This window comes from Micromonospora sp. HK10 (assembly GCF_000982955.1).
Classification (GTDB): Bacteria; Actinomycetota; Actinomycetes; order Mycobacteriales; family Micromonosporaceae; genus Micromonospora.
Window position 1 is genome coordinate 1 of the sequence record NZ_KQ058884.1, and the last position, 16,971, is coordinate 16,971.

The window sequence follows — 16,971 nt, forward strand, 5'->3', positions numbered from 1 at the left end:
GCCCTCGCCGCCGGCGCCGCCGTCACCGTGGCCGTGCTGCCCACGCCCGCGCCGCCCGCGCCGGTCGCGGCGCCACCGTCCCCGGCCGGGCCGCGTACCACCGCCGCCCCGGCGCCGGCGGTCACCTCGCGGGAGCCGGCCGCCCCGGCGCCACCGGCACCGAAACCGTCCGCCGTCCGGACCGCCTCGCTGACCGCCGGCCGGCCCGTGTCGCTCGAGGCGGCCACCGCGACCGGACGGTACGTCGCGATCGTCGACGATCTCGGTGTCCTGCTGCCGCTCGGGCCGGACAGCACCGAGGCGGCCCGCCGCCAGGCCACCTTCACCGTGCTCGCCGGCCTGGCCGACGCCCGGTGCTTCTCCTTCCGCGCCCGGGACGGCCGCTACCTGCGGCACGCCAACTGGCGGCTACAGCTGAGCCCGGACCAGGGGACGGAGCTGTTCCGGGGGGACGCCACCTTCTGCCCCCGGGACGGGGCCGCTCCCGCCACGACGTCGCTGGAGGCGTCGAACTATCCCGGCTGGTTCGTGCGGCACCGCGACGGGCAGCTCTGGGTGGACCAGGCCGACGGCAGCGCCGCCTTCCGCGCCGACGGCTCGTTCCGGGTCCGCCCGCCCCTGGCCGGCTGACGCGCCCGGGCGGGTCAGCTCCGGTTCCACCGCTGGTTGGCCCCGCCGTTGCACGTCCAGAGCTGGACCTTCGCCCCGTCGTTCGTGGCCTGGCCGCTGACGTCCAGGCAGAGCCGCGACTGGACGCCGAGGACGGTGCCGTCGGCGGCCAGCATCCACTTCTGGTTGTCACCGCCGTTGCAGTCCCAGATCACCACCGCGGTGCCCGCCGCGGTGCCCTGACCGTAGGCGTCCAGGCACTTGTTGCCGTAGACCCTCAGCTCGCCGGCCGGACTCGGCGCGAAGGTCTGGTACGCCGCGCCGGTGCAGGTCCGCAGCTGGGCCGCCGCGCCGTTGGCCGTCGAACCGTCGACGATGCTCAGGCACCGTCCGGACTGGACGCCGACCAGCCGGGACGCCGGCAGGGCCAGCGATCCGCTCGCGGTGTCGACGCCCCACGAGCTGAACCAGCTCAGCGCGGCGGTGCCGCCGGGGGTGAGGGTGATCGGCAGCCAGACCGGCAGTGAGGAGTTCAGGTCCGAGGGGTTCCACCGGTCGCCCAGGTACACGTAGCTGGTCCCGGCGCTGCCGCTGACCGGCAGCAGGAACGACGTCTGCGAGTCGTAGGTGCGGCTGCCGGCCGGCGCCACGTTCCGGAACTCGCTCCACGGCCCGGCCAGCGAGGTGGCCGTCGCGTACACGTTGTCGTTGGTGGACCAGCCGGTCAGGTGCGAGGCGAGCAGGAAGTAGCGGCCACCGACCTTCGCCATGGCCGGCGACTCCAGGTCCGCAAGGACCGCGACCGGGCCGGCCACGCTGGTGTAGTCGGCGGAGAGCCGGTCGATCCGCAGGCCGTGGTCGCGGTCCTCGGTCAGCAGGTACCCGGTGCCGTCGTCGTCCTTGAACAGGCCCAGGTCCCGGCTCAGGAAGCCGAGTGGCCGGCTGGAGCCCAGGTAGGTGTACGGGCCGCACGGGGTGCTGCTGACCGCGACCCCGGCGCGGGCGTCCCCGTACGAGCTGGAGTCGATGTGCATCCACATGACGTAGCGGCCGGTGGCGCTGTTGAAGATCACCTTCGGCCGCTCCACGATCCGTCCGGCCGCGAGGTCGCCGCTGGCCTGCCGGGAGAGCGCGTCGGTCTGCCGGGTCCAGTGCGCCAGGTCGGTGGAGGAGTAGCAGGCGACGGCGGTGAAGGTGGCTCCGGCGCTCTTGTCCTCGCCCACCAGGTAGTAGGTCGAGCCGACGGTGAAGATGCCGGCGCCGTGCGCCTGCAACCGCCGGCCGGCGGTGTCCGTCCACGGGGTGCCGGGCGTGATCGTCGCGGTCGCCGCCTGCGCGGGCGAACCGATCCCCACCACGGCGAGGGTGCCGGTCACGGCCAGCACCAGTGCCAACAGGGTACGCCGGAGTCTCTGCTGCATGACGTCTCCGAGGTTCGAGGGGAGGTGCTGCCGGGCCGGCCGCGACGTCAGCGTCGGGCGATGCCGTTCGCCGGGTGGTGTGGTCGGCGGTCCGGTTGGTCGGCCTGCGCGCCGCCCGGTGACGCCAGCAGATTGCCAGAACGGCCGGACGCGTTCAAGAGGCCGGCCCTGCCTATTGTGTCGACCATATGCGGGCATCACTCATAACACTTTTCCCGCCACGATGTCGGCCGCCGGTAGCGGGATGGGTCGACAATTCAAAATAGATGCTCTTCATTGCTGATCGCTGCTGTTATCGCTAACATGGCCGTGCCGGGCTGGGCGGAGGCTGGGAGCCGGGCGACCCCAGCGCCCGCTCGGCCCGGGCTGCGCCCGGCTCGCCGGACCCGCCATCGCCGGTCCGTGAGTCGTCCCCCTACATCTGCTCGCAGGCCATCTCGGCGTGCCGGCGCTCCGGCGCCGACCCGCCCACGCGGCACGCGCCCGTCCCCCTCGCGCGTGTCCCGCCCGGAAGGAGTGGTTCATGAAGGTGACAGCCCCGTCCTGGATCGGACGTCGTTGGCGGTCGGCACTGGCCGCCGCCACGGCGGTGCTCGTCGCGACCGGTTCGCTCGTCACGCTGCAGGCCGCGCCCGCCGCGGCGTCGGTCGACACCAATGCCTGGTACGTCCTGGTCAACCGCAACAGCGGCAAGGCCCTCGACGTCTACGGCGCCTCCACCGCCGACGGCGCCCGCATCACCCAGTGGACCCGCAACAACGGCACCAACCAGCAATGGCAGTTCGTCGACTCCGGCGGCGGCTACTACCGCCTCAAGTCCCGCAACTCCGGTAAGGTCCTCGACGTCAACGGCGCGTCCACCGCCGACGGCGCGGCCGTCGTGCAGTGGAGCGACCACAACGGCACCAACCAGCAGTTCCGGCTGGCCGACTCCACCGACGGCTACGTCCGTCTCCTCAACCGCAACAGCGGCAAGGCCGTCGAGGTCCAGAACGCCGCCACCACCGACGGCGCCAACGTCGTGCAGTACAGCGACTGGAACGGCACCAACCAGCAGTGGCAGCCGGTCCTGGTGTCCGGCGGTGGCAACGCCGGTGGCGGATGCGGCAACGCGCCCGGGCTGTCCAACGGCAGCCACACCATCCAGAGCGGTGGCAAGAGCCGCAGCTACCTGCTGCGACTGCCGGGTAACTACGACAGCAGCCGCCAGTACCGCCTGATCTTCGCGTTCCACTGGCGCGGCGGCACCGCCAACGAGGTCGACTCGGGTGGCACCAGCGGGGCCGCCTGGTCCTACTACGGCCAGCTGGAGCAGTCGAACAACAGCGCGATCCTGGTCGCGCCGCAGGGCCTCGGCAACGGCTGGGCCAACTCCGGCGGCGAGGACGTCACGTTCGTCGACGACATGATCCGGCAGATCGAGGGCGCTCTCTGCGTCAACACCCGCCAGCTCTTCGCGCTCGGGTTCAGCTGGGGCGGCGGCATGAGCTACGCGCTGGCGTGCGCCCGGGCGAACGTGTTCCGGGCCGTCGCGGTCTTCAGCGGCGCGCAGATCAGCGGGTGCAGCGGCGGGACCCAACCCATCGCGTACTTCGGGCTGCACGGCATCACCGACAGCGTGCTCAACATCTCCCAGGGGCGGGCGCTGCGCGACACGTTCGTCCGGAACAACGGCTGCACCCCGCAGAGCCCACCCGAGCCGGCGCCGGGCAGCCGGACCCACATCACCACCGCCTACTCCGGCTGCCGTGCCGGCTACCCGGTGCAGTGGGCGGCGTTCGACAACGGCCACATGCCGGGCCCGGTCGACGGCACGTACGCCGAGAGCGGCGTGACGACCTGGACCAAGGGCGAGGTCTGGCGGTTCTTCGCCCAGTTCTGACGGAGCCACCCGGCGCCGGCCGGAACCCCGTCCCGGCCGGCGCCCCACCACACCACCGCGTACGACAGGAGACCGTTCCGATGTCCCCAGCTCCGATCAGACGCAGACACCTGGCCGCCGGGATCGCCGCGGCGGTCCTCGGCGCCACGGGGGTGCTCGTCGCCGCCTCGCCGGCCGCCGCGGCCACCACCACCCTCTACGCCGCACCCAACGGGACGGGTAGCGCCTGCTCCGCCAGCCAACCGTGCTCGCTGACCGCCGCGCAGGAGGCGGTACGGTCGCGGAACGCCGCGATGTCCGGCGACATCGTGGTGGAGTTGGCCGACGGCGTGTACCGGCTCGCCGCGCCGCTGCGCATGACCGCCGCCGACTCCGGCAACAACGGCTACAGCGTCGTCTGGCGTGCCGCCGCATCGGCCCGACCGGTGATCAGCGGGGCCCGGGCGGTCACCGGCTGGTCGCTCGTCGACGCCGGAAAGAACATCTGGCGGGCGAATGTCGGCGCCGGAATCGACAGCCGGCAGCTCTACGTCAACGGCGCCGTCGCCACCCGCGCCCGTACGGCGGTGAACCGGGCCGACTTCACCTTCACCACCACCGGCATGCGGTTCAGCAACAGCGCGCTGAGCTACCTGAACAACCTCGCCAACCAGAACCGCATCGAGGTGGAGAGCGTCGGCTCGTTCACCGACCGGTACGCGCCGGTGCAGAGCATCGCGGGCAACGTGCTGACCATGCAGCAGCCGGCGTGGAACAACAACACGTTCGGCTACGACACGCTCAGCCGGCCGCACCGGGCCGGCCCGTTCTACCTCGCCAACGCCTACGAGTTCCTGGACTCGCCGGGGGAGTGGTACCTCGACCCGGGCTCCGGCGCGCTCTCCTACCTGCCGCTCGCCGGGCAGAACATGGCCACCACCAGCGTGGAGCTGCCGGTGCTGTCGTCCCTGCTGGACATCGGCGGGACGTACGACGCGCCGGCGCACCACATCTCGTTCAGCGGGATCACCTTCAGCGGCACGAGCTGGCTGGGGCCGAGCAGCAACCAGGGCTTCGCCGACCAGCAGACCGGCGCCCACATCACCGGCACCTGGGCCCGGCCGGCCGACGCCCTGACCTCGTGTCAGGAGGGCTGCCAGCTGTTCGAGGCCACCCGGCCGGGCTGGAGCCAGATGCCGGCGGCCGTGCAGGTGTCCGCGGCCAACACGATCTCCTTCAGCGACTCCCAGTTCGTCAACCTGGGCCAGACCGCGGTAGGCATCGGCAACGACGCGAACGCCCACGCGAGCGGGGTCGGCCTCGGCGCCAGCAACATCACGATCACCCGCTCCGAGATCGCCCGTAGCTCCGCCGGCGGCATCGTGGTCGGCGGCGTGCGGGCCGACGCGCACCACCCGAGCGACTCCCGCATGACCAACCGGAACATCACGGTCAGCAACAACCGCATCCACGACCTCGGCCTGGACTACCGGGGCATCGTGGCGGTCCTGACCACCTACGTCAGCACCGCCGCGGTCACCCACAACGAGGTCTACAACCTGCCGTACACCGGCCTGTCGGTCGGTTACGGGTGGGGCAGCAACGATGCCGGCGGCAGCACCGAGTACGCCAACCGTGGTTTGTACAACTACCAGCCGCGCTACAGCACGCCGACCACCGCGTCCAACAACCAGCTCACCGGCAACTACGTCCACGACGTCATGCAGCAGATGACCGACGGGTCCTGCATCTACACCCTGTCGAACCACCCGAACGGGCTGATCAGCGACAACTACTGCCTGCGCAGCAACGGCTGGTTCGGGCTCTACTTCGACGAGGGCTCCCGCTACTACACCGCCCGCGCCAATGTCTTCTCCTCGACCGGCACCTGGGCCACCGCCAACTACTGGGGCGGGGAGAACATGGGCAACTTCACCGTCACCGGGAACTGGTCGACCAACGGCAGCAGCAACGTGACCAACGGCGATCGCGGCAACGTGGTCTCCGGCAACACGACGGTCACGAACAACAACTGGCCGTCCGGCGCCCAGGCGGTGATGGCCGCCGCCGGGGTGCAGAGCACCGGCGGCCAGCAGAGCGGACAGCTCGTGGGCGGCCAGTCCGGTCGCTGCGCCGAGATCGGTGGATCCAGCACCACCAACGGCACCCAGGCGCAACTCTGGGACTGCACCGGCGGCACCAACCAGCGGTGGACCTACACCGCCGGCCGGCAGTTGCAGGTCTACGGCAGCAAGTGCCTCGACGCGTCGGGGCAGGGCACCACGAACGGCACCCAGGTGATCATCTGGGACTGCAACGGCCAGTCCAACCAGCAGTGGAACCTGAACGCCAACGGCACGGTGACCGGCGTCCAGTCGGGGCTGTGCCTGGACGCCTACGGCGCCGCCACGGCGAACGGCACGAAGCTCGTCCTCTGGGCGTGCAACGGGGGCGCGAACCAGCAGTGGACGTTGCGTTCCTGACCCGCGGCGCGGGCGGTCGGGCTCCGAGCCCGGCCGCCCGGCCGGCGGTGCCCTCCGGCGGGCCGACCGCGGGATCCGCCCCAGGTACGGGGGTTTGCTGCCGCGGACCGCGAATATTACGTCTTGACGAACGATATGTTATCGCTCACAGTCGATGGACAAGGACGGCGGGACCCGCGGCTCACCGGGCGGGCCTGGTTTCGTCGCCACCCAGGTTCAGGTCGTTGGGCAGGGCGGGCGATCCCGCTGTTAGCGCTAACACCCTGCGCGCTCGCCCCGTCACGCGTTCCGGTAGCCCGGCCGCAGCGGGTGACCGTTCGGCTTCCGGTCATTGAGGAGGATCATGTCTGCCTTTGGTACGTCTCCATCCCTGGCGCCGCCCCCGCGCCCGCGCCGGTGGTTGCCGCGGGTGGTCGCCGCCGCCGCGGCGACCGTGCTGGTCGGCGGCGCCGCCGCCGTCGTCGTGTCCACGCCCGCCGCGGCGGCGACGGTCGACACGAGCGCGTGGTACGTGCTGGTCAACCGCAACAGCGGTAAGGCCCTGGACGTCTACAACCTGGCCACGAACGACGGCGCCCGGATCGTGCAGTGGACCCGCAACAACGGCAACCAGCAGCAGTGGCAGTTCGTGGACTCGGGCGGCGGCTACTACCGGCTGCGGTCCCGGCTGTCCGGCAAGGTGCTCGACGTCTACAACTGGTCGACCGCCAACAGCGCCAACATCGTGCAGTGGACCGACAACAACGCCGCCAACCAGCAGTTCCGGCTGGCCGACTCCGACAGCGGCTACGTCCGGCTGATCAACCGGAACAGCAACAAGGCCATGGAGGTGATGGGCGCCTCGACCGCCGACGGCGGCAGCATCGTGCAGTACGACGACTGGAACGGCTCCAACCAGCAGTGGCAGCTCGCCCGGGTCGACGGCGGCGGGGGCAACCCCACCACGCCGCCGCCCACCACGCCGCCGCCGGGCGGCACGTGCTCGCTGCCGTCGACCTACCGCTGGTCGTCGACGGGCGCGCTGGCGAACCCGCGGTCGGGCTGGGTCTCGCTGAAGGACTTCACCAACGTCGTGTACAACGGCCGGCACCTCGTCTACGCCACCACGCACGACACCGGATCGTCGTGGGGGTCGATGAACTTCAGCCCGTTCACGAACTGGTCCGACATGGGCTCGGCCACCCAGAACGCGATGCCCTTCTCGGCTGTCGCGCCGACGCTGTTCTACTTCGCCCCGAAGAACATCTGGGTGCTCGCCTACCAGTGGGGCGGGACCGCGTTCTCCTACCGGACGTCCAGCGATCCCACCAACGTCAACGGGTGGTCGGCACAGCAGACGCTCTTCACCGGCAGCATCTCCGGCTCCGGTACCGGCCCCATCGACCAGACGCTCATCGGCGACGGCTCGAACATGTACCTCTTCTTCGCCGGGGACAACGGCAAGATCTACCGGGCCAGCATGCCGATCGGGAACTTCCCGGGCAACTTCGGCTCCAGCTACACGACGATCATGAGCGACTCGACCAACAACCTGTTCGAGGGGGTCGAGGTCTACAAGGTCCAGGGCCAGAACCAGTACCTCATGCTGGTCGAGTCGATCGGCTCGCAGGGCCGCTACTTCCGCTCGTACACCTCCAGCAGCCTCGGCGGGTCCTGGACGCCGCAGGCCACCAGCGAGAGCAACCCCTTCGCCGGCAAGGCCAACAGCGGTGCCACCTGGACCAACGACATCAGCCACGGCGACCTGGTGCGGAGCAACCCGGACCAGACCAAGACCATCGACCCCTGCAACCTGCAACTGCTCTACCAGGGGCGGTCCCCGAACTCCGGCGGCGACTACGGCCTCCTGCCGTACCGGCCCGGGGTGCTGACCCTGCAGCGCTAGGGCAGTGACGCTGGTCCGGTCCGGATCTCCGGCGGTCGCGGCGACGGCGCCGCCGGACCGGACCAGCTGTCCCACCCCCGAACGGGGCCGGGATGACCGTGGGTGGGCTCGGTGGGCGGCCGAGCCCACCCCACGGTCATCCCGGCCGCGCCTCGCCGCCCGCCGTTCGTCCCGACCCCGACCCCGCCGTTCCGGCGCCCGCCGTCGTCCCGACCCCGTCCCGACCCCGTCGTTCCGGTCCGTGCCGTCGTCCCGATCCGTCCGGGACCGCGTCGTCCGGGCGACCACGGGTGCCCCCGGCGTTCCGACCAGTGGGCGCGGCCGTGCCTCGCCGAGGCGGGAAGCTTGCTGGGCGTACACTGACGCTGGCCTCGTGCCGGGCTGCCCTGGGCAGGCCCGGGGAGGCCGGGGGCAGGGCTGCGGATGGTGCGTCCAGCCGCTCCGGCGTTCGACCGCCGGAGCACGGTCGGGGCTTGGCGGGAGGGTGAGCGCGTGCGGGGTCCCGCGATGACGGATGTGGCCCGCCTTGCCGGGGTCTCCCACCAGACGGTGTCGCGGGTGCTCAACGGGCACCCCAACGTCCGTGAGCAGACGCGGCTGCGGGTGCAGGCGGCGATCGCCGAGCTCGGCTACCGGCCCAACCGGGCCGCTCGGGCGCTGGTCACCGGCCGGTCGCAGGTCATCGGGGTGGTCGCGCAGAACACCACGCTGTACGGTCCGGCGTCGCTGCTGGCGGCGCTCGAGCAGACCGCCGCCGAGGAGGGCTTCGCGGTCACCGTGGGCAGCGTGCGGGACCTCGACCGGGTCTCCATCTCCGCCGCGGTCGAGCGGCACCTGGCCCACCGGGTGGCCGGCATCGTGGTCATCGCTCCGGTGGAGTCCGCCGGTGAGGCGCTGGAACACCTGCCGAAGGACGTCCCCCTGGTGACCGTCGACGGCGACCCGCGCCGTCCGGTGCCGCTGGTGACGGTGGACCAGGTGGCCGGTGCCCGGGACGCCACCCGGCACCTGCTGGAGGCCGGCCACCGTACGGTCTGGCACGTCTCCGGGCCGGCCGACTGGTTCGACAGCGCCGGCCGCATCGAGGGCTGGCGGGAGGCGCTGCGGACTGCCGGCGCCGAGGTGCCGCCGCTGGTGCCGGGGGACTGGTCGGCGGCGTCCGGCTACCGGTGCGGGCAGATGCTGGCCCGGATGCCCGACGTGACCGCCATCTTCACGGCCAACGACCATCTCGCGCTGGGGGTGCTCCGCGCGTTGCACGAGTACGGCCGCCGGGTGCCGGACGACATCAGCGTGGTCGGCTTTGACGACGTGCCGGAGGCGGCGTACTTCATCCCGCCGCTGACCACCGTCCGGCCGGACTTCGTCGCGGTGGCTGAGGCCAGCCTGGAGCTGCTGCTGGCGCAGATCGGGTCCGGGGCGGTCGGTGAGCTGCGGCAGACCATAGCGCCGACCCTGGTCTCCCGGCAGAGCGTCGGGCCGCCCGCCCGCTGACCGTCGGGGCCGGCCCCCGCCGGCGGGGTGGAGCCGTTTCCGCTGCGCGGTACGGCTCGACCCCGCCAACGTCCTGATCCTGGTGCTGGTCCGCCGCCGCAGGGTCGACCGGACCCCGTCCGTGATGCCGTCGCCGGCACCGGCCGGAGATGCGGTCAGTTGCGGAGGGCGAACTGCTGGTTGGTCCCGCCGTGGCAGGTCCAGAGCACGATCTTGGTGCCGTTCGTGGTGCCCCAGTTGTACGCGTCGAGGCAGAGCCCGGACTGCACGCCGCTGATGGTGCCGTTGGAGTTCAAATTCCACTGCTGGTTGGACTGCCCGTTGCAGTCCCAGATGATCGCCCGGGTGCCCGCGGTGGTGCTGGCCCCCTCGGCGTCGAGGCACTTGTTGCCGTACACGGTCAGCTGCTTGGCCGAGGTGTACGTCCAGCGCTGCATGTTCCCACCCCAGCAGTCCCAGAGCTGGACCTGGGTCCCGTTGGTGGTGCTGCCGTCCGGCACGTCGAGGCAGCGGCCCGACTGGTTGCCCACGATCTCGACGTTCTGCCGGGTGCCGCCGGTGCTCGCCGCGTAGCCTGCGGCGTTGATGTTGGCCTGGACCGAGTTCTCGGTGGCGTCGGAGGGGTAGCCGGAGGTCATCACGCCCTCGTAGAAGGTGCCGGCGGAGCCGTGGCTGTTGTCGCCGCCGATGCCGAGGATGATCGCGCCCTCCTTCTTCATCGGGTTGTAGCCCGCGACGTTGGGGCGGGGCCCGTTGTAGTAGGTGGACAGCCCGCCGGACTGCGCGTTGCCGGCCCGGATGGCCCAGTGGTTCGGCTCGCCCTTGACGATGGCGGTCAGGAACCGGTGCGTCACGGTCGGATCGTTGGCGTTGTAGCCGGCGTTGACCCCCGAGAAGAGGCCGTTCTCCAGATCGGCCATGACCCAGGGGCCCGGTCCGGTGCCGTAACCCCAGACCTTGATGTTGCCGAAGTAGATGGCCTCCATGGTGCCGTTGCCGTTGTCCCGGCTGTTGGTCTCGGCGTTGCCGTAGTCGAAGCAGCAGCCGCCGTTGTAGTGGGTGCCGTCGAAGATGGCGTACATGCCCTCCGGCTGGTCGCCCCGGGCGATGCCGTTGGTGTTGTTGTTGCGGTAGCCGGTCCCGGGCGCCACGAACACGCCGTACGCCTTGTGACCGTTGACGGTGACCGGCGCGAGGGTCGCGTCGGCGAGGTTGTCGTAGCCGCCGGCCGCCGGGCCGGAGAAGCCGCCCGGCGGTGCCTGGGTGAGGTGGTTGCCCCGACCGGACTGGTCGTAGATGACGGAGATGACGCAGTTCGTGCCGGCGCAGAAGGTGTCCTGCGTGGCGGCGTTGGCCACGTCTCCCGGGGCGAGCGGCGCGACGTCGCGGGTGCCGTTGTCGGACGAGCGCCGGACCTGGTAGAGCGGCCCGTTGTAGGAGCCGTAGAGCGCCCGGGTGGTGCTGTGCGCGGCCACGCACGGCGTGCCGCCGGAGGCGTAGATGTCGCAGGGCCCGGTGGTCGCCGCCCGGGCCTGGGGCGTTGCGGCGGAGACGCCGCCGGTGATCGCGGCGACCAGCACCAGGGGTGCGAGGGTGGCCGTCAGGCGGCGCCGGCGGCCGGTGTTCGGTTTCATCGTTCCTCCCGGGTGGATGACGACCATGTGAGCGCTAACATCGACAAGTAGCGTCGCGTTCACATCCGTATCTGTCAACGTCCGGTGCGCGTTGGGCGGGGTCGTGCCCGGGTCAGGGCACCCATCACCTGCCAATTACCGCAGTTGATCAGGGAGGGCGGGGCGGTCGGGTCGACGGTGTCCGGGTCGGGCCGGAGTCGACTGTCGACATCGGCGGTCATCTGGCCGTTACTTGAACCGGGTCGGGGCGATGTTAGCGGTAACAGGGCATGGTCGAGAGACGCGGCCCAGGGCACGATCCGGCAGGGCCTCGGCGATCATCTGAGCCGCTTCGGCGAGTGTCGGTCTACGCCACCCGCGTCTGCTCGGTTCACCGGGAGGGCCTCACCCGGATGGGCGGCGGGTCGTTCCAGACCTCCGCGGGCACCGGACAGGGCATCCGCATCACCCGCAGCAAGGACAACACCGTGCGCCGTCGTGCGCTGGGCTGGCTGGGCAACATCCGCAGCTCGCCGCGCTCGGTGCGAACCCGATCAAACTGAACACACGGCCCACCGGGCCGGGCGCCACCACATCCCGAGGTCACGTCCGCGCTGGTGGTGTAGGAGACGGCCATCGCGGGATCCGGCTTGATGTTAGGCGGCGATCGGGTTCGGGTCGGCCTGCTGGGTGTCGTGTTGGGCGGTGTCGACGGTGATAAGGCGGGCTTTGGCCAGTAGCTCCAGGCCCATGTAGCGGCGGCCTTCGGTCCACTCGTCGGTCTGTTCGGCGAGGACGGCGCCGACGAGGCGGATGATCGCCGGGCGGTTGGGGAAGATTCCGACGACGTCGGTGCGGCGGCGGATCTCCTTGTTGAGCCGCTCCTGCGGGTTGTTCGACCAGATCTGGCGCCAGATCTCGCGGGGGAAGCCGGTGAAGGCGAGGAGGTCGTCGCGGGCGGCGTCGAGGTGTTCAGCGGCGGCGGGGAACTTGGCTTCGATCGTGGTTACGACGCGCTGGAACTGGGCGTGGACGGCGTCGGTGTCGGGCTGGTCGAAGATCGTTCGCACCAGCGTCGCTATCCACGGCTGCGCAGACTTCGGCACCTTCGTCAGCAGGTTGCGCAGGTAGTGGGTCCGGCACCGTTGCCAGGAGGCTCCCGGCAGAGCCGCCCCGATGGCCTGCACGAGTCCGGCGTGGGCGTCGGAGATGACCAGGCGGACACCGGTCAGGCCGCGGGCGGTCAGCGACCGTAAAAACGCCAGCCAGCCGGCGCCGTCTTCGTCGGAGGCGACGTCGAGGCCGAGGACTTCGCGTTGTCCGTCGGCGTTGACCCCGACGGCGATCAGGGCGTGGACGTTGACCGTGCGGCCGTGCTCGCGGACCTTCATCGTCAGGGCGTCCATCCACACGAACGTGTAGTGCCCTGAGTCGAGGGGCCGGTTGCGGAAGGCCTCGACCTGGGCGTCGAGGTGGGCGGCCATTTCCGAGACCTGCGACTTGGACAGCTGCCGGATGCCGAGTTGCTCAACGAGCTTCTCCACCCGCCGGGTCGACACCCCGAGCAGATACGACGTCGCCACCACCGACACCAGAGCCTGCTCCGCCCGCCGACGGTGCGTCAGCAGCCAGTCCGGGAAGTAGCTGCCCTGGCGCAGCTTCGGGATCGCCAGGTCGATCGTGCCGGCCCGGGTGTCCCACTCCCGAGCTCGGTATCCGTTGCGGGAATTGACCCGCTCGTCGCTGCGCTGCCCATAGCCGGCGCCGCAGATCGCGTCGGCCTCGGCGGACATCACCGCCTGCGCGAACGTTTTGATCATCGCCTGCAACATGTCCGGCGACGCGCCCGCGATCTGCTCGCGCAGCAGTTCAACAGGGTTCACACTCTCTGAAGCGGCCATCGCGTCCTCTCTTCCTTCTCTGACTTGGTCGTCTTGAAGGATCGACGCGATGGCCGTCTCTCATCTACGCAACACGCCCATCACGGGCAAGTCGTACACCACTCTCGTGGACGCAACCCATCCCGCGCCAGCCAGAAGCCGGCGGCTTGGAGGTGACGGGATGGCGCAGTCCGGGCTGACGGGTCGGGCGGTGGCCACGGTACGGCGCAGTCCGGGCCTATGGGTCGGCCGGTGGCCACGCGATGGCGCGGTCCGGCCCTATGGGTCGGGCGGTGGCGACGGGATGGCGCAGTCCGGCCCTATGGGTCGGGCGGTGGGCACGGTTTGGCGCAGTCCGGGCCTGTGGGGCCGCCGGTGGCCACGGTATGGCGCAGCCGGGCTGACGGGTCGGGCGGAGTGGGCACGGGATGGCGCAGTCCGGGCCTATGGGTCCGGCGGTTGCCACGGGATGGCGCGGTCCGGCCCTATGGGTCCGGCGGTGGGCACGGATGGCTGGGCTGACGGGTCGGGCGGTGGGCACGGTATGGCGCAGTTCGGGCCTATGGGTCGGCCGGTGGCCACGGTATGGCGCAGCCGGGCTGACGGGTCGGGCGGTGACCACGGGATAGCGCAATCCGCCCCAACCGCTCGCGCGGTGACCACGGGATAGCGCAATCCACCCCAACCGCTCGCATGATGACCACGGGGGCGGCGCAATCCGCCCCAACCGCTCGCGCGCTATGACCACAGGACGGCGCGATCCGCACCGACCGCTCGGGCAGTGGCCACAGGACGGCGCAATCTGGGCCGACCGCTCGGGCGATGACCACGGGACGCACAACCCGCCCCAACGGCTCGGACGGTGACCACGGGACGGCGCAATCCGCGCCGACCGCTCGGGCAATGACCACGGGATAGCGCAGTCCGGGCTGACGGCTCGGGCGGTGTCCACGGCATGGCGCAGTCCGGGCTAACTGGTCGGGCGGCGGCCACGGCATGGCGCAGTCCGGGCTAACGGGTCGGGCGGCGGCCACGGCATGGCGCAGTCCGGGCCGACGCCCGCGGGCGGCGTCGCGACGAGCGGGCGGGTTAGCGCTAACAGATCTTCGGACCGGTGTCGAGCGACGTGCCGGCCCAGGAAGGACTTGGGCGGCGCATCGACAACTGTGAACGTTAACATCCGCTCATCGCGTCCCTCCGGCTCGATCGAGGTGACCCGATGGGGTCGGTGGGCCGCGTCGTTACGGGACTGTTGCGATCGCGTCTTGACCAACGCCGATGTGAGCGCTAACAATGTGAGCCACGGCACGCGGAGGTGGAGATGATGGGTGTGGACGGACCGGGCGACCGGTACGTCGTCGGGGTCGACTTCGGGACACTGTCGGGTCGGGCACTGGTGGTCCGGGTGAGCGACGGCGCGGAGCTGGGCACCGCGGTCCACGAGTACCGGCACGGCGTGCTCGAGTCAGCGCTGCCGAGCGGTGTGCCGCTCCCGCCCGACTGGGCCCTGCAGGATCCGGAGGACTACCGGGACGTGCTGCGCCACGCGGTGCCGGCCGCGGTGGCCGCCGCCGGGATCGACCCGACCCGGGTCATCGGCATCGCCACCGACTTCACCGCCTGCACGATCCTGCCCACGCTGGCCGACGGCACCCCGCTCTGCGAGGTGCCCGAGCTGCGGGACCGGCCGCACGCCTGGGTGAAGCTGTGGAAGCACCACGCGGGGCAGCCGCAGGCCGACCGGATCAACGCCCTGGCGCAGGAGCGCGGCGAGTCGTGGCTCGGCCGGTACGGCGGGAAGATCTCCGCCGAGTGGCAGTTCGCGAAGGGCCTGCAGCTCCTCGACGAGGACCCGGAGGTCTACCGGCGGGCCACCCGGTTCGTCGAGGCGGCCGACTGGATCGTCTGGCAGCTGTGCGGCGCCGAGACCCGCAACATCTGCACCGCCGGCTACAAGGGCATCCGGCAGGACGGCCGGTACCCGTCCCCGGACTTCCTGGCGGCGCTGGACCCGGACTTCGCCGACTTCGTCGACAAGTTGGACGGCCCGTTGCTGCCGCTGGGCGCCCGGGCCGGTGGCCTGACCGCCCAGGCGGCGGCCTGGACCGGGCTGCCCGAGGGCATCGCGGTCGCGGCCGGCAACGTCGACGCCCACGTCACCGCCGCGTCCGCGCAGGCCCTGGTGCCCGGCCACCTGGTGGCCATCATGGGCACCTCCACCTGCCACGTGGTCAACGGCACCGAGCTGGCGGAGGTGCCCGGCATGTGCGGCGTCGTCGAGGGCGGCCTCAGCCCCGGCGCCTGGGGGTACGAGGCCGGCCAGAGCGGGGTCGGCGACATCTTCGGCTGGTTCGTCGAGCAGGCCGCCCCGGCGGGTGCGGACTCGCACCAGCGGCTCTCCGAGCTGGCCGCGGCGCAGCCGGTCGGCGGGCACGGGCTGATCGCCCTGGACTGGTGGAACGGCAACCGCTCGCTGCTGGTCAACCACGACCTGAGCGGTCTCATCGTGGGGCTGACCCTGGCCACCCGGCCGGCGGACATCTACCGCGCGCTGTTGGAGGCCACCGCCTACGGCACCCGCATGATCATCGAAGCGTTCACCGAGGCGGGCGTGCCGGTCCGGGAACTCGTGGTGGCCGGCGGCCTGACCGCCAACCCGCTGCTCATGCAGATCTACAGCGACGTCACCAACCGGCCGCTGCACCTCATCGGTTCGGCGCAGGGGCCCGCGCTGGGCTCGGCGATCCACGCGGCGGTCGCGGCCGGCGCGTACCCCGACGTCTACGCGGCCTCGGCCGCGATGGGCCGGGTGGACCGGGACGCCTACCAGCCGGATCCGGAACGGGCGCGTGCCTACGACGCGCTGTACGCCGAGTACCGGGCCCTGCACGACCACTTCGGACGCGGCGGCAACGACGTCATGTCCCGGTTGCGCGCGATCCGCAACGCCGCCGTCCAGCCGTCGGCGGCCCAGGTCACGACACCGTTGGAGGTGGTCGCATGAGTGCCGAGCTCGGTCAGCAGCTGCGGGGGCTGCGGGAGAGCGTCGCCCGGTTGCACGGCGAACTCACCCGCTACGGGCTGGTCGCCTGGACCTCGGGGAACGTTTCGGCCCGGGTGCCCGGTCACGACCTCATGGTGATCAAGCCGAGCGGGGTCGACTACGACGACCTCGCCCCGGAGAACATGGTCGTGTGCGATCTCGACGGGCTGGTGGTCGAGGGGGACCACGCGCCGTCGAGCGACACCGCCGCGCACGCGTACGTCTACCGCGCCATGCCCGAGGTGGGCGGCGTGGTGCACACCCACAGCGGGTACGCGACCGCCTGGGCGGCCCGCGGCGAGTCCATCCCCTGCCACCTCACCGCCCAGGCCGACGAGTTCGGCGGCGAGATCCCGATCGGCCCGTTCGCGCTGATCGGCGGTGACGACATCGGCAAGGGGATCGTGGCGACCCTCGCCGGGCACCGCTCGCCGGCCGTGCTCATGCGCAACCACGGCGTCTTCACCATCGGCCGGGACGCCCGCGCCGCGGTCAAGGCCGCGGTGATGTGTGAGGACGTCGCCCGCACCGCCCACCTGACCCGGGCGCTCGGCGAGCCGCTGCCGATGGCGGCGGCCGACATCGACGCCCTGTACGAGCGCTACCAGAACGTCTACGGACAGCGATCCCCCTCACCCGCGAGCCCCTGACGGCCGCCCTGAATCGCGCGGCCGTCCACAGC

11 protein-coding genes are annotated in these 16,971 nt (G+C 71.4%); 8 read left to right on the top strand and 3 right to left on the bottom strand.

The annotated features are described in order from the left end of the window. The coding region (locus LQ51_RS26980; protein ID WP_046570531.1) for an AbfB domain-containing protein at positions 1-630 on the top strand (630 nt) is incomplete at its 5' end. Between the two features lie 14 nt (positions 631-644). Here the strand turns inward: LQ51_RS26980 and LQ51_RS26985 are convergent. Beyond that, positions 645-2,030, bottom strand: coding sequence for a ricin-type beta-trefoil lectin domain protein (locus LQ51_RS26985; protein WP_046570532.1), 1,386 nt, complete (start codon positions 2,028-2,030; stop codon positions 645-647). A 523-nt stretch (positions 2,031-2,553) separates the two neighbouring features. Between LQ51_RS26985 and LQ51_RS26990 the strand changes: the two genes are divergently transcribed. From LQ51_RS26990 to LQ51_RS27005, 4 genes are all read left to right on the top strand, one after another. Further along, positions 2,554-3,912, top strand: a complete 1,359-nt coding sequence (locus LQ51_RS26990; protein ID WP_082159682.1) for an RICIN domain-containing protein — start codon at positions 2,554-2,556, stop codon at positions 3,910-3,912. A gap of 80 nt (positions 3,913-3,992) precedes the next feature. Next, a complete protein-coding gene (locus tag LQ51_RS26995) occupies positions 3,993-6,374 on the top strand; it encodes a ricin-type beta-trefoil lectin domain protein (RefSeq protein ID WP_046570535.1) in 2,382 nt (793 codons plus the stop codon). A gap of 343 nt (positions 6,375-6,717) precedes the next feature. Beyond that, positions 6,718-8,259, top strand: coding sequence for a non-reducing end alpha-L-arabinofuranosidase family hydrolase (locus tag LQ51_RS27000; RefSeq protein WP_046570537.1), 1,542 nt, complete (start codon positions 6,718-6,720; stop codon positions 8,257-8,259). Positions 8,260-8,766: 507 nt separating this feature from the next. Further along, positions 8,767-9,753, top strand: coding sequence for a LacI family DNA-binding transcriptional regulator (locus tag LQ51_RS27005; protein ID WP_197087931.1), 987 nt, complete (start codon positions 8,767-8,769; stop codon positions 9,751-9,753). A 155-nt stretch (positions 9,754-9,908) separates the two neighbouring features. Here the strand turns inward: LQ51_RS27005 and LQ51_RS27010 are convergent, their stop codons facing one another. Then, complete coding sequence (locus tag LQ51_RS27010; protein ID WP_046570539.1) at positions 9,909-11,387, bottom strand: arabinofuranosidase catalytic domain-containing protein; 1,479 nt, start codon at positions 11,385-11,387, stop codon at positions 9,909-9,911. 338 nt (positions 11,388-11,725) lie between these two features. Between LQ51_RS27010 and LQ51_RS27015 the strand changes: the two genes are divergently transcribed. Then, positions 11,726-11,929 carry a hypothetical protein gene (locus LQ51_RS27015; protein ID WP_046570540.1) on the top strand — a complete coding sequence of 68 codons (204 nt, stop codon included), beginning with the start codon at positions 11,726-11,728 and terminating at the stop codon, positions 11,927-11,929. Positions 11,930-12,022: 93 nt separating this feature from the next. On the opposite strand, the gene LQ51_RS27020 is transcribed toward LQ51_RS27015, so the two are convergent. Next, positions 12,023-13,267: an IS256 family transposase gene (locus tag LQ51_RS27020; protein ID WP_046570541.1), complete on the bottom strand. Its 1,245-nt coding sequence runs from the start codon at positions 13,265-13,267 to the stop codon at positions 12,023-12,025. 1,300 nt (positions 13,268-14,567) lie between these two features. On the opposite strand from LQ51_RS27020, the gene araB reads away from it, so the two are divergent. Together araB and LQ51_RS27030 are read left to right on the top strand one after the other, a co-directional pair. Then, positions 14,568-16,250 (top strand): ribulokinase, encoded by a 1,683-nt coding sequence (araB, locus tag LQ51_RS27025; protein WP_046570582.1) that lies wholly within the window; start codon positions 14,568-14,570, stop codon positions 16,248-16,250. After that, positions 16,247-16,939 (top strand): L-ribulose-5-phosphate 4-epimerase, encoded by a 693-nt coding sequence (locus LQ51_RS27030; protein WP_046570542.1) that lies wholly within the window; start codon positions 16,247-16,249, stop codon positions 16,937-16,939. Before araB ends, LQ51_RS27030 begins: the two co-directional genes overlap by 4 nt. Positions 16,940-16,971 lie beyond the last annotated feature (32 nt).

What these genes read in the sequence shown, in the direction of transcription:
- LQ51_RS26985 (WP_046570532.1), bottom strand. Translation starts at nt 2,030, where the DNA reads ATGCAGCAGAGACTCCGGCGTACCCTGTTGGCACTGGTGCTGGCCGTG.
- LQ51_RS26990 (WP_082159682.1), top strand. Translation starts at nt 2,554, where the DNA reads ATGAAGGTGACAGCCCCGTCCTGGATCGGACGTCGTTGGCGGTCGGCA.
- LQ51_RS26995 (WP_046570535.1), top strand. Translation starts at nt 3,993, where the DNA reads ATGTCCCCAGCTCCGATCAGACGCAGACACCTGGCCGCCGGGATCGCC.
- LQ51_RS27000 (WP_046570537.1), top strand. Translation starts at nt 6,718, where the DNA reads ATGTCTGCCTTTGGTACGTCTCCATCCCTGGCGCCGCCCCCGCGCCCG.
- LQ51_RS27005 (WP_197087931.1), top strand. Translation starts at nt 8,767, where the DNA reads ATGACGGATGTGGCCCGCCTTGCCGGGGTCTCCCACCAGACGGTGTCG.
- LQ51_RS27010 (WP_046570539.1), bottom strand. Translation starts at nt 11,387, where the DNA reads ATGAAACCGAACACCGGCCGCCGGCGCCGCCTGACGGCCACCCTCGCA.
- LQ51_RS27020 (WP_046570541.1), bottom strand. Translation starts at nt 13,267, where the DNA reads ATGGCCGCTTCAGAGAGTGTGAACCCTGTTGAACTGCTGCGCGAGCAG.
- araB (WP_046570582.1), top strand. Translation starts at nt 14,568, where the DNA reads ATGATGGGTGTGGACGGACCGGGCGACCGGTACGTCGTCGGGGTCGAC.
- LQ51_RS27030 (WP_046570542.1), top strand. Translation starts at nt 16,247, where the DNA reads ATGAGTGCCGAGCTCGGTCAGCAGCTGCGGGGGCTGCGGGAGAGCGTC.